This window comes from Spongiactinospora sp. TRM90649, assembly GCF_029382225.1.
GTDB lineage: Bacteria > Actinomycetota > Actinomycetes > Streptosporangiales > Streptosporangiaceae > Spongiactinospora.
Genome location: NZ_JARLTC010000004.1, coordinates 35,026 through 47,562, shown reverse-complemented (window position 1 = coordinate 47,562; position 12,537 = coordinate 35,026). Strand labels below are relative to the sequence as shown.

Genomic DNA, 12,537 nt, shown 5'->3' with positions numbered 1-12,537 from the left:
TAACTTTGGGCCCCATGGAGATACGCGACCTGACGGCCGACGACCTGGACGCCGTGCTCGACAACCGCAAACGCGCGTTCGGGCCGGTGCCCGACGGAGACGTCGAGTCCTGGCGCCAGGCGATGCTACGCCAGATCCCGCTCCGCCGCTGCGTCGGCGCCTTCGACGGCCCGCGCCTGGTGGCCTCCTGCCGGATCGGTGAGTTCCGGCAGTGGTGGCACGGGCGCCCCGCCTCCATGGCCGGCATCGGCGGCGTCGCCGTCGCCCCAGAGGAGCGCGGGCGCGGCGTCGGCGGCCTGCTGCTGCGCGCCGCGATCGAGCGTTCGGCCGAACTCGGCCACACCGTGTCCGTCCTGTTCCCGGCCACCACCCCGGTCTACCGGGGCCTGGGCTGGGAGCACGTGGGGGCGCAGCACGTCGCGACCTTCCCCGCCGAGGCCCTGCGCGCCATCGGATCTCCGGACGAACCGGTCAAGCTGCGCAGGCTCGGCCCCGACGACGTCGCCGAGGTCATCGCGATCATCGGGCGTGTCCACTCCGCCGCCCGCGCCAGCGGCCCGGTCTGCTGGGACGAGGCGACCTGGCGCGAATGGCTCGGCGAGGAGAACGACCTCATCTACGGCGCCGAGGACGGCTTCCTGCTCTACCGCTGGGACGGCGGCGACATCGACGTCGACACCCTGGTGGCCGGATCGCACGCCACCGCCCGCGCGATGTGGTCCCTGGTCGGCTCCTCCTCCTCGGTCGCCAAGTCCGTGCGCGCCTGCGTCGCCCCCGACGACCCGGTCTTCTGGATGCTGCGCGAGCGCTCCCGCGACGAGGTCGCGCAGGTCCGCTGGATGTTCCGGCTGATCGACGTGCCCGCCGCCGTCGCCGGGCGCGGCTTCCCCGGGAACGTCACGCTCGACACCGTCCTCACGGTGGACGACCCGCAGCGGCCCGCCAACTCCGGCGCCTGGCGCCTGGAGGTCGCCGGGGGAGAGGGCAGGGCCACCCGGGCCGAGGGCGGCGAAGGCACCCGCGTGTCCATCGGCGGGCTGTCGGCCCTGTTCGGGGGCGTGCCCGCGGGCGCGCTGCGCCGCTCGGGACGGCTGCACGGCGGCGGCCCCGCCGTGGACGAGGCGCTGGAAGCGGCTTTCCGCGGCGCGCCGTACATGCTGGACTACTTCTGACGTGTCACGGGTGCGCGCGGGGGCCGCACACGATAGAGTCGGCCCCCGAACAGGTGTTCGTGGAGAGGGGTGCCGGTGCGCTTGCCCGGCCTGCGGGTGCTCGGAGTCGATCCGGGGCTGACCCGATGCGGGCTCGGAGCGGTGGAGGGCCGTCCGGGCTCACCGCTGTCGATGGTGGCGGTCGGCGTGGTCCGCACCCCGCCCGACGACGAGATCGGAGCCCGGCTCGTCGCCATCGAGGCGGAGATCGAGCGCTGGCTCGACGAGATCCGCCCCGACTCCGTCGCCGTCGAGCGCGTCTTCGCCCAGCACAACACCCGCACCGTGATGGGCACCGCGCAGGCGTCCGCGGTGGCCATCGTCTGCGCCGCGCGGCGCGGCCTGCCCGTCGCCCTGCACACACCGAGCGAGGTCAAGGCCGCCATCACCGGCAGCGGCACCGCCGACAAGAAGCAGGTCGGCGCCATGGTCACCCGCCTGCTGCGGCTGTCGGCCACCCCCAAGCCGGCCGACGCCGCCGACGCGCTGGCCCTGGCGATCTGCCACGTGTGGCGGGCGGGCGCGCAGAACCGCATGGCCGAGGCGCTGGCCAGGGCGAAAGCCGGAAGAGGGGTGGGGGCGTGATCGCGTCGGTGTCGGGAAGGGTCACGGCGATCGGGCCGGGCACGGCCGTGGTCGAGGTCGGCGGGGTCGGCATGCTGGTCCACTGCACGCCCGGCACGCTCGCCGCGCTGCGCGTGGGGGAGTCCGCCGGGCTCGCCACCTCGCTGGTGGTACGCGAGGAGTCCCTCACCCTCTTCGGCTTCGCCGAGCGCGACGAGCGCGACGTGTTCGAGTCGGTGCAGCGGGTGGCGGGGGTCGGGCCGAAGCTGGCGCTGGCCATGCTGGCCGTCCACGCGCCCGCGCAGTTGCGGCTCGCGGTGGCCGGCGGCGACGTCAAGGCGCTGACCATGGTGCCGGGCATCGGGCCGAAGGTCGCCCAGCGCGTCATCCTGGAGTTGAAGGACAAGCTCGGCGTCCCGCTCGACACGGGCATCCCCGGCGATTCCTCGCCGACGATCGCGCCGCCCTGGCGCGAGCAGGTGCACAGCGGCCTGGTCGGGCTGGGATACTCCACGCGCGACGCCGACGAGGCGGTGGCCGTCGTCGCCCCGCAGGCCGACGCCGACCTCGCCGCCGGGCGGGCGCCGCAGATCGCCCTGCTGCTGAAGGCCGCGCTGCGCGCGCTGAGCGTTCGTTAGGTTGTGGCGGTGTCCTCCGACTCTTCGCACGTCTTCCCCGAGTTCCCCGAGCCGCCGGAGTCGCCCGGGTCGCCCGGCCCGCAGGCCGGGCCCTACTCCCGCGACCTGGTCTCGTCCGACGCCGACGGCGACGAGCGCGCCGTCGAGGCGGCGCTGCGCCCGAGGCGGCTGGGCGAGTTCATCGGCCAGGGCCGGGTGCGTGAGCAGCTCTCGCTGGTCCTGGAAAGCGCGCTGCGGCGCGGCAAGGCGCCCGACCACGTGCTGATGAGCGGGGCCCCCGGCCTGGGAAAGACCACCCTGGCCATGATCATCGCCGCGGAGCTGGGCGCGCCGCTGCGCCTCACATCCGGGCCCGCGCTGGAGCGCGCCGGCGACCTCGCCGCGATCCTGTCCACGCTCGCCGAGGGCGAGGTGCTGTTCATCGACGAGATCCACCGGATGGCCCGCCCCGCCGAGGAGATGCTCTACCTGGCGATGGAAGACTTCCGGGTCGACATCGTGGTCGGCAAGGGCCCGGGCGCGACCGCGATCCCGCTGGAGATCGCGCCCTTCACCCTCGTCGGCGCCACCACCAGGGCCGGGCTGCTGCCCGCGCCGCTGCGCGACCGGTTCGGCTTCGTCGCGCACATGGACTTCTACGACGCCGCCGAGCTGGAACTGGTCCTGTACCGCTCGGCCCGCCTGCTCGACGTCACGCTCCCGGAAGACGCCGCGCGAGAGATCGCCCGCCGTTCGCGCGGCACGCCCCGCATCGCCAACCGCCTGCTGCGCAGGGTGCGCGACTTCGCCGAGGTTCGTGCGGACGGCGCGCTGACCGTCGACATCGCGTCCGCCGCGCTCAACCTCTACGAGGTCGACGCCGAGGGCCTCGACCGCCTCGACCGGGCGGTGCTCGCCGCGCTGCTGCGCAAGTTCGGCGGCGGCCCGGTGGGCCTGTCCACGCTGGCGGTCGCCGTGGGCGAGGAGCCCGAGACGGTCGAGGTCGTGGCCGAGCCCTTCCTCGTACGCCAGGGTCTGCTGGCCCGCACGCCACGCGGCCGGGTCGCCACCGCCGCGGCCTGGACCCACCTGGGTCTCATCCCGCCGCCCGACGCGTTCGGCGTCGCCGCGCCGGGCGAGCCTTGAATCGTTCCGACCGCACGCGGCGCGCCTTATCCTCATCACAGATCGATGACAAGGGTCTCGAAGCGGGAACTTTCCCGCGCGCCGCATCGTGGGTTCGTTGCCGGGCCGTGCACTGCTCGCCTACACTCCCTGCCTTGGCTGGCTGTGTAGGCTGACGTGCTGAGCGGCGTGGCCGCACATCGCACGAAACGATCGGCGAGAGCCGGTCTCATCCACATGGAAGGTGGCCCATCGTGGGCGGCAATAACGCGCTTACCTCCTTTCTGCCGCTGATCTTGCTGGTGGTGGTCTTCTACTTCCTGCTGATCAGGCCGCAGCGCAAGCGCCAGCAGGAGCAGTTGCGCATGCAGAACTCCCTGGCGCCGGGAACGCGCGTGATGACCACGACCGGCATGTTCGCGACCGTGGTCGCGATCGACGGTGAGGACGTGATCCTGGAAATCGCTCCCGGAGTGGAGAGCCGTTTCATCAAGGGGGCGATCGGGCGCGTCATCACGCCCGTCGAAGAAGAAGAGGCCGAGACGGACACCACGGCCGATGACGATCAGGATCGCGACGCCGACCACGCCGAGCCGGTCGACGGCGACGGGAAGGGATCAAGCACCGGCAAGCCCTGATTAGGCTACGACAAACCCTTTCACCCGAAGGAAACAGGCGACCAGTGGCCCGACGACCGACCAGCAGCCACAGCAGGCCGGGGCGCATGCTCCTCCTCCTCGTGGCCCTCATCCTCGCCCTGGGCGGGACCATGTCCCTGCAGCGGGCGTTCGCCCCCCTATTCGGCCTCGACCTGGCCGGCGGCACGATCGTGACGCTGTCCCCGGTGACGTCGAACAACCAGCCGCCGTCACAGGAGAGCCTCGACCTCGCGGTCAACATCATCCGCGACCGGGTCAACGGCACAGGCATCTCCGACGCGGAGGTCGCGAGGTCGGGCGACAATATCGTGATCTCTGTCCCCGGCGTGGGGCAGGAAGATGTCGTGAAGCTGGTCGGTACCACGGCGGAACTGCGGTTCCGACAGGTGCTCGGCATCGCCGCGGCCGCGGCCCAGATGCCCACGGCCGCCCCGACCCCGAGCGGGTCGCCCAACGGCACGCCGGCGCCCGCCCCGACCGGATCCCCGGCGGCCACGCCCTCGCAGAGCGCGGGCTCGCCGGATCCGGCCGAGAGCGGCAGCCCCGGCGCCCAGAGCGGCTTCACCGGCGGTAAGCGCTCATTCTCCGTGATGACCAACCCCACCCCGGCGGCCACGCCCACGGGGTCGGCGGAGCCCTCGGCACAGCCCTCTGACAAGAAGGGCGAGAAGGGCGACGAGAAGGGCAAGGAGAAGGGCGACGACAAGGGCCAGGCCACGCCGGCGCCCACCCCCGCCGCCCCGCAGCCCGACGACCCGATGGCCGGCATCGACCCGACCGGCATCGACCCCGCGGTGATCGAGCAGTTCAAGAAGCTCGACTGCACGAAGAAGGACCGCGGCCAGGGCGCACAGGACGACCCCACCAAGCAGATCGCGGTCTGCGACGCCGAGGGCGCCGCGCGCTACATCCTGGACAAGGCCGCCGTGGTCGGCACCGAGATCGCCAGCGCCGACTCCGGCGTGGCCCAGGACACCGGCGAGTGGCTGGTCCAGCTCAGCTTCAAGAGCAAGGGCGGCCAGGAGTGGGGCAAGGTCACCACGACGGCCTTCAACAGCCAGGCGCCGCGCAACCAGGTCGCCATGGTCCTCGACGGCGTGGTGATCTCCGCCCCCGTCATCCAGGAGCCCATCAACGGCGGCCGGGCGCAGATCTCCGGCACCTTCAACCAGGAGAGCGCCAACGAGCTGGCCAACCAGCTCAAGTACGGCGCGCTGCCGCTGAAGTTCGTCCGCAGCTCGATCTCGGAGGTCTCCTCCACGCTCGGCGCAGACCAGCTCAGGGGCGGCCTCATCGCCGGCGGCATCGGCCTGGCCCTGGTCGTGATCTACTCCCTGCTCTACTACCGGGGGCTGGGCGTCGTCTCGGTGCTGAGCCTCGCGGTGGCGACCATCCTGACCTACCAGTCGGTGGTCGTGCTGGGCGCCAACGCCGGGTTCCGGCTCTCGCTGCCGCACATCATCGGCCTCGTCGTGTCGATCGGCATCACAGCCGACTCCTTCATCGTCTATTTCGAACGTATTCGAGATGAGATGAAGGAGGGCAGGCGGTCGCTAAGGGCGGCCGTCGAGGTGGCGTGGGTGCGCGCCCGCCGTACGATCCTGATCGCCGACGCGGTGATGTTCATCGCCGCGCTGGTGCTCTACTTCCTCGCGGTGGGCGGTGTGGCCGGCTTCGCCTTCGCGATGGGCCTGACCACGCTGATCGACATCGTGGTCGTCTTCATGTTCACCAAGCCGTTCGTCGCGCTGCTGGCCAGGCTGAAGTTCTTCAGCAAGGGACACAAGCTATCCGGCCTGGACGCCGAGCGCATGAGCCTCGACACCACCGTCCGTACGACAGCCCCGAGGGAGGCCTGACATGGCTGGATTCGGTTCCGGGCTCGCTCGTCGCCTCTACCGAGGCGAGATCAACGTCGACTTCGTCGGCAAGCAGAGGCTCTGGTACTCCCTGTCGGCCGGCCTGCTGCTGGTGTCCATCGCGGGCCTGATCATCAACGGCCTCAACCTGGGGGTGGAGTTCACCGGCGGTTCGGTGTTCTCCTTCAAGGCGCCCACGGCGAGCATCGAGCAGGTCCGTGACACCTTCACCAAGCAGCAGGTGCACCAGGCCATCCCGCAGACGGCCGGCGACCGCTGGCGGGTCACCACCGAGACGCTGACCGAGAGCCAGGGCACCCAGCTCCAGAAGGCCATCGCCACGGAGTACAAGCTCCCGCAGAACCAGGTCGACGTCGATCTCATCGGCGCGTCCTGGGGAGGTCAGGTCTCCGAGAAGGCGCTGATCGGTCTCGGCGTGTTCATGCTGGCGATCATCTTGTATCTGACCATGGCCTTCGAATGGAAGATGGCCCTGGCCGCGATCGTCGCGCTGTTCCACGACCTGATCATCACCGCGGGCGTCTACGCCTGGACCGACTTCGAGGTGACCCCGGCGACCGTCCTGGGCTTCCTGACGATCCTGGGCTATTCGCTCTACGACGCGGTCGTGGTGTTCGACATGATCAAGGAGGTCACCGCGAAGCTCGGCACGGGCTCCAAGATGACCTACTCGCAGGCCGCCAACAACGCGCTGAACCACACGCTGATCCGGTCGCTGAACACCACCCTGGTGGCGATCCTGCCGGTCGCGGCGATCCTGTTCATCGGCACCACGCTGCTCGGCGCGGGCACCCTGAAGGACCTCTCCCTGGCCCTGTTCGTCGGCATGCTCGTCGGTACCTACTCCTCGCTGTGCGTGGCCACCCCGCTGCTGGTCACGCTGAAGGAGCGGGAGCCGAAGTACCAGCAGCTCGCCAGGCGGCTGGCGTCCCGGGGCCCCGGCAAGGAACCGTCCGACGCCGAAACCCGCGAGCCGGTGGCCGCCGCCAACGGCGCCACCGCCACCAAGCGGCGCAAGAAGTAACGCACGGTACGCGCCCCCGCCCGCTGTCCCCGGGGCGGGGGCGCGTACCGTTGCCCGACCATCCCTCCGAGAACGACGGGCCGATGATGAGCGAGCTGATCGAGCTGATCCTGCGGCGGATCCGCGATGTCCCCGACTATCCGCGGCCGGGGGTGGTGTTCAAGGACATCACGCCGCTGCTCGCCGACCACGAGGCGTTCTCCGCCGTGGTGGACGAGCTGGCCGGGCTGTGCGCGGGTGTGGACAAGGTGGTCGGGATCGAGGCGCGGGGCTTCATCCTGGCCGCCCCGGTCGCCTATCGGGCGGGCGCCGGCTTCGTGCCCGTCCGGAAAAAGGGCAAACTTCCCGCTGGAACCCTGGAGAAGTCCTACGATCTGGAGTACGGCTCCGCAGTGGTCGAAGTGCATCGTGACGCCTTCGACCCTGGAGACCGGGTCCTGATCGTCGACGACGTGCTCGCCACAGGCGGCACCGCACGGGCGACGGCGGACCTGGTCAAGGAGGCCGGAGCCGAGGTCGTAGGCGCCGCGGTGCTCATGGAGCTGGCCTTTCTCTCCGGCCGTGAGCGGCTCGCGGACCTCGACCTGCGCTCTCTTGTGATCGTCTGATCCCCCGGGGGACGCCACCTCGGTGAACCACGTGGATACACTGAGGGATCTGGACTCGAACGTGAGGAGTCTGCGTGCCCCGCGACGTGGTGGCGTCAGAGACGACCCCAGGCGGTGAGGCCCCCGGGCCCGCCGTCTCACCGGCCGGTCCGGGAGGTCCGGGCGCGGGCGGGCCCGCGCCCGCCGCTGAACGCGCCGCGACGCCCCGGCGCGGCCGGCTCTCGCGCTTTGGGGGTGGGGCCATGAACCCTGTGCTCGAACCGCTGTTCCGCACGGTGAAGGCGACGCACCCGAAGGCCGATCTGCGCCTCATCGAGCGTGCCTACGAGGTGGCGGCCCACCATCACCGCGACCAGAAGCGCAAGAGCGGCGACCCGTACATCACCCATCCCCTGGCCGTCGCGACCATCCTGGCCGAGCTGGGCACCGACGACGAGACCCTCTGCGCCGCCCTGCTGCACGACACCGTCGAGGACACCGCCTACAGCCTGGACGAGCTGCGCCGTGACTTCGGCGACAACGTGGCGCTGCTGGTCGACGGCGTCACCAAGCTGGACAAGGTCAAGTTCGGCGACGCGGCCCAGGCCGAGACCGTGCGCAAGATGGTGGTCGCGATGTCGCGCGACATCCGCGTCCTGGTCATCAAGCTGGCCGACCGCCTGCACAACATGCGCACCATGCGTTACCTGCCGCCGCACAAGCGCGAGCAGAAGTCCCGCGAGACGCTGGAGATCTTCGCCCCGCTGGCCCACCGCCTGGGCATGAACACCATCAAGTGGGAGCTGGAGGACCTCGCGTTCGCGCTGCTCTACCCCAAGCGCTACGACGAGATCGCCCGGATGGTCTCCGAGCGGGCGCCGCGCCGCGACCTGTTCCTGCAGGAGGTGATCGAGAAGGTCGCCGCCGACCTGCGCGACGCCAAGATCCGCGCCACGGTCAAGGGCCGTCCCAAGCACTACTACTCGATCTACCAGAAGATGATCGCCCGCGACGTCGCCTTCGACGACATCTACGACCTGGTGGGCATCAGAGTCCTGGTCGACACGGTGCGCGACTGCTATGCCGCCCTCGGAACGATCCACGCCCGGTGGAACCCGGTGCCCGGGCGTTTCAAGGACTACATCGCGATGCCCAAGTTCAACATGTACCAGTCGCTGCACACCACGGTGATCGGGCCCGAGGGCAAGACGGTCGAGCTGCAGATCCGCACCCACGCCATGCACCACCGGGCCGAGTACGGCGTGGCCGCGCACTGGAAGTACAAGGAGGAGACCAACGCCACCGGTCCCGCCGGGGCGAAGGTCAAGCCCGGCAGCGACATGGCGTGGCTGCGTCAGCTCCTGGACTGGCAGAAGGAGACCTCCGACCCGGGCGAGTTCCTGGAGTCGCTGCGCTTCGACCTGTCGGTGTCGGAGGTCTACGTCTTCACCCCGCGCGGCCAGGTCATCGCGCTGCCCGAGGGGGCGACGCCGGTCGACTTCGCCTACGCCGTGCATACCGAGGTGGGCCACCGCTGCATCGGCGCGCGGGTCAACGGCCGCCTGGTGCCGCTGGAGTCGCGGCTCGGCAACGGCGACACGGTGGAGATCTTCACCTCCAAGTCGCAGGACGCCGGGCCGTCGCGCGACTGGCTGAAGTTCGTCAAGAGCGGGCGGGCCCGCAACAAGATCCGGCAGTGGTTCTCCAAGGAGCGCCGCGAGACCGCGATCGAGGCGGGCAAGGAGGCCATCGGCCGCGCCATGCGCAAGCAGGGCCTGCCGCTGCAGCGGCTGATGTCCGGCGAGGCGCTGCTGGCGCTGGCCCGCGACATGCGCTACCCCGACGTCTCCGCGCTGTACGCGGCCGTCGGCGAGGGGCACGTCTCGGCCCAGTCGGTGGTGGGCAAGCTGGTCGAGTCCATCGGAGGCGTGGACAGCGCCGAAGAGGACATCGCCGAGGCCGCCGTCCCGACCCGCCTGCGCGGCCGTCCCCGCACGGGGGCCAACGCCGGCGTCGTGGTCGCCGGAGACCAGGACGTCTGGGTGCGGCTGTCGCGCTGCTGCACGCCGGTGCCGGGAGACGAGATCCTGGGCTTCGTCACGCGGGGCCACGGCGTCTCGGTGCACCGGGTCAACTGTCCCAACGCCGAGCAGTTGCGCACCGAGGAAGACCGCCTGGTCGACGTGAGCTGGTCACCCGGCGACGACTCGGTCTTCCTGGTGGCCATCCAGGTCGAGGCGCTCGACCGGCCGCGCCTGCTTTCCGACGTCACCCGCACGCTGTCCGACCACCACGTCAACATCCTGTCGGCGTCGGTCGCCACCTCCCGCGACCGGGTGGCGGTCAGCCGGTTCACCTTCGAGATGGGCGATCCCAAGCACCTGGGCCACGTGCTCAAGGGCGTGCGGAACATTCAGGGTGTCTACGACGTCTACCGCGTGAACAACTGACCCGTCGCGCCCCCGAGAGGGCCCGTACGGCGGGCGGTGCGCCACCGGCACTGGCCCCTGCCAGCCGAACCCCGCAAATCGCCACAAGGGGCTATAGGGCCCGTTCTGGACCCTTTTCTCCATCGACCCGGTGCACCCGAGGAGCGGAGGCGCCGCACCTCGGGTGCCGGGTCGATCTGGGGAAATGGGATCAGGAGAACTCGCTGAGCGTGCGCTCGGCCTCCTCCAGCCACGACCTGCGCGCGGTGAGGGCCTCCTCGTGCTCCTTGACGTCCTTCTCCCTGCCTGTGGCCCGCGCCTGGGAGAGGCGGGCCTCAAGCTGCTCGATGGACCGGCGCAACTGGTTGACGGTGTCCTGCGCGCGGGCGCGCGCCTCGGGGTTGGAGCGCTTCCACTCCGACTCCTCGGCCTTGCGCACCGCCTCGTCCACCCGGCGCAGCCCGCCTTCGAGACGGTCGCGCTGGTCGCGGGGGACCGGGCCGAGCGCCTCCCAGCGCTCCAGGATGTGGCGCAGCGCGCCACGCGCGCTCCGGGCGTCGGTCACCGGCAGGATCTTCTCCGCCTCTGCCAGGAGCTGCTCCTTGCCGTCGGCGTTCTCCCGCAGGGAGGCGTCACGCTCGGCGAACACCGCGGAGCGGGCCTGGAAGAACTGGTCCTGGGCGCCCTTGAAGCGCGCCCACAGCTCCTCCTCGACCTCCCTGGACGCCCTTCCCGCGGCCTTCCACTGGCGCATCAGCTCGCGGTAGGCCGAGGCCGTCGCGCCCCAGTCGGTGGAGGCGGCCAGCGCCTCGGCCTCGGCGACGATGCGGTCCTTCTCGGCCCGCACGCCCTCGCGCTGCTCCTCCAGGCCGGCGAAGTACACCTTGCGGCGCTTGGCGAACGCCGTCCGCGCCGAGGACAGGCGCTTCCACAGGGCGGCCTCGGTGACCCGGTCGATGCGGTCGGCGGCCTTCCACTCCTCGACGAGCTGGCGCAGCCGTTCCCCGCCGGACTTCCAGTGGCTGGTCTCGCTGGCGATCCGCTCGGCCTCGGCGACGATGCGCTCCTTGACGCCCCTCGCCTCCACGCGGGCCTGGTCGCGCGCGGCCTTGACCTCCTCACGACGCTTGGCGACCAGGTCGGTCAGGGTGGCGAGGCGGTCCAGCAGGGCGTCCAGGTCGCCCACGGCATGGGCGCCGGTGATGGCCTCGCGCAGTTTGACGATTCCGGCCTCGGCCTGCGCGGGGGGCAGGTCGGTGCCGCGCAGCCGCTGTTCCAGCAGCTCCACCTGCGTGGCCAGTTCCTCGTACTTGCGATGGAAATAGGCCAGCGCCTCTTCTGGCTCACCGGCCTGCCAGGACCCGACGGCTCGCTCTCCCTCAGCCGTACGCACGTAGACGGTGCCGTCGTCGTCTACCCGGCCCCACGGGTCGGTGCTCACCGTGTCCTCCACTTGTTAGTCCCTGACCTATGTGGCTATTACGTCAGCTCTTGCCAGAGATTGTCACGTCTTTGATTTGGACTTTCACCTTCGGGGCGGTGTTGTCCGCCAAGAACCCACCTTTGGACACCTTGTCGAGGATGTCGATTCCCTTGCTGACGGTACCGAATGGCGTGTACTGCGGGGGCAGTTGCTTGGTCTCGTCGCCGAAGATGAGGAAGAACTGGCTGCCGTTGGTGTTGGGGCCGCTGTTGGCCATGGCCACCACGCCCCTGCCGTACGGCATGCCGCCCAGGTTCTCGTCCGCGAAGCTGTAGCCGGGGCCACCCTGGCCGTCCTTGACGCCCTTGCCGTCGGCCTTGGCGAGCGGGTCGCCGCACTGCAGGATGGCCAGCCCGCCGCCGTCGGGGTTGACGAGGCGGTGGCAACTGCTGCCGTCGAAGTAGTCCTTGCTCGCCAGGAACGCGAAGGAGTTGACCGTGCAGGGGGCCTTCAGCGGCTGCAGGTCGATGACGATGTCGCCCTGGCTGGTGTTCATGGTCATTTGGGTGGCGGAGAGGTCGGGCTTGGACGGCGGGACGCCGACCTTCTTGACCTCTCCCTTGCTCTCCTCGGGATAAGAGCACGTCACCTTGGTCGGGTCCACCGGCTTGGCCGCGGGACTGCTGCTGGCCGCCTGTGGCTGGGAGTCGTTCCCGCCCAACAGGGTGACGGCGGCCACCACACCTCCGATGACCACAACGACACCGATCGTCGATCCGATGACCGCGTTGCGCTTGGTCTTCGCCTGGCGCTCTATCCGCCGCTGCATCTGGCGCTCGTAGTGCTCGCGCGCGAGCTGCCGCTGGCGCTCCTTGCCGGTTGCCACTGCCGTCCACCCTTCGAGTGTCAAGCCGATGAACTAACTGAGGTGGGCGAATCGTATCGGCCAACGCCTAATGGTTCGCAGCCCGGCGACCGGCACCGGTACCCTTCGGTTACATTCCCATCCGCATTCTTG

The 12,537-nt window shown here is 70.4% G+C and carries 11 protein-coding genes; 9 read left to right on the top strand and 2 right to left on the bottom strand.

What is annotated here, in order from left to right:
• The first annotated feature begins 14 nt into the window (after nucleotides 1–14).
• From P3X83_RS05185 to P3X83_RS05145, 9 genes are all read left to right on the top strand, one after another.
• Nucleotides 15–1,172, top strand: coding sequence for a GNAT family N-acetyltransferase (locus tag P3X83_RS05185; protein ID WP_277303693.1), 1,158 nt, complete (start codon nucleotides 15–17; stop codon nucleotides 1,170–1,172).
• 90 nt (nucleotides 1,173–1,262) lie between these two features.
• Entirely contained in the window at nucleotides 1,263–1,796 is a 534-nt protein-coding gene (gene ruvC / locus P3X83_RS05180; protein WP_277303743.1) for a crossover junction endodeoxyribonuclease RuvC, read from the top strand.
• Nucleotides 1,793–2,413 (top strand): Holliday junction branch migration protein RuvA, encoded by a 621-nt coding sequence (gene ruvA / locus P3X83_RS05175; RefSeq protein WP_277303692.1) that lies wholly within the window; start codon nucleotides 1,793–1,795, stop codon nucleotides 2,411–2,413. The genes ruvC and ruvA overlap by 4 nt, the downstream gene beginning before the upstream one ends.
• Before the next feature lie 105 nt (nucleotides 2,414–2,518).
• Nucleotides 2,519–3,538 carry a Holliday junction branch migration DNA helicase RuvB gene (ruvB, locus tag P3X83_RS05170; RefSeq protein WP_277303742.1) on the top strand — a complete coding sequence of 340 codons (1,020 nt, stop codon included), beginning with the start codon at nucleotides 2,519–2,521 and terminating at the stop codon, nucleotides 3,536–3,538.
• A 233-nt stretch (nucleotides 3,539–3,771) separates the two neighbouring features.
• Nucleotides 3,772–4,155, top strand: a complete 384-nt coding sequence (gene yajC / locus P3X83_RS05165) for a preprotein translocase subunit YajC (protein ID WP_277303691.1) — start codon at nucleotides 3,772–3,774, stop codon at nucleotides 4,153–4,155.
• A gap of 86 nt (nucleotides 4,156–4,241) precedes the next feature.
• The gene (secD, locus tag P3X83_RS05160; protein ID WP_277303690.1) at nucleotides 4,242–6,035 is read left to right on the top strand and encodes a protein translocase subunit SecD; all 1,794 of its coding nucleotides are present in this window, start codon (nucleotides 4,242–4,244) and stop codon (nucleotides 6,033–6,035) included.
• A 1-nt stretch (nucleotide 6,036) separates the two neighbouring features.
• Nucleotides 6,037–7,080 (top strand): protein translocase subunit SecF, encoded by a 1,044-nt coding sequence (gene secF, locus P3X83_RS05155; protein WP_277303689.1) that lies wholly within the window; start codon nucleotides 6,037–6,039, stop codon nucleotides 7,078–7,080.
• A gap of 83 nt (nucleotides 7,081–7,163) precedes the next feature.
• On the top strand, nucleotides 7,164–7,688 hold the full coding sequence (locus P3X83_RS05150) for an adenine phosphoribosyltransferase (protein ID WP_277303741.1): 525 nt from the start codon (nucleotides 7,164–7,166) through the stop codon (nucleotides 7,686–7,688).
• Nucleotides 7,689–7,930: 242 nt separating this feature from the next.
• Entirely contained in the window at nucleotides 7,931–10,117 is a 2,187-nt protein-coding gene (locus tag P3X83_RS05145; RefSeq protein WP_277303688.1) for a bifunctional (p)ppGpp synthetase/guanosine-3',5'-bis(diphosphate) 3'-pyrophosphohydrolase, read from the top strand.
• A 190-nt stretch (nucleotides 10,118–10,307) separates the two neighbouring features.
• Here the strand turns inward: P3X83_RS05145 and P3X83_RS05140 are convergent, their stop codons facing one another.
• Together P3X83_RS05140 and P3X83_RS05135 are read right to left on the bottom strand one after the other, a co-directional pair.
• A complete protein-coding gene (locus tag P3X83_RS05140; RefSeq protein ID WP_277303687.1) occupies nucleotides 10,308–11,537 on the bottom strand; it encodes a DUF349 domain-containing protein in 1,230 nt (409 codons plus the stop codon).
• Nucleotides 11,538–11,580: 43 nt separating this feature from the next.
• The gene (locus tag P3X83_RS05135; protein WP_277303686.1) at nucleotides 11,581–12,405 is read right to left on the bottom strand and encodes a peptidylprolyl isomerase; all 825 of its coding nucleotides are present in this window, start codon (nucleotides 12,403–12,405) and stop codon (nucleotides 11,581–11,583) included.
• Between the last annotated feature and the right edge of the window lie 132 nt (nucleotides 12,406–12,537).

Excerpts from the sequence above, each read along its gene's own strand:
- P3X83_RS05185 (WP_277303693.1), top strand. The coding sequence starts at position 15 with ATGGAGATACGCGACCTGACGGCCGACGACCTGGACGCCGTGCTCGAC.
- secD (WP_277303690.1), top strand. The coding sequence starts at position 4,242 with ATGCTCCTCCTCCTCGTGGCCCTCATCCTCGCCCTGGGCGGGACCATG.
- secF (WP_277303689.1), top strand. The coding sequence starts at position 6,037 with ATGGCTGGATTCGGTTCCGGGCTCGCTCGTCGCCTCTACCGAGGCGAG.
- P3X83_RS05150 (WP_277303741.1), top strand. The coding sequence starts at position 7,164 with ATGATGAGCGAGCTGATCGAGCTGATCCTGCGGCGGATCCGCGATGTC.
- P3X83_RS05145 (WP_277303688.1), top strand. The coding sequence starts at position 7,931 with ATGAACCCTGTGCTCGAACCGCTGTTCCGCACGGTGAAGGCGACGCAC.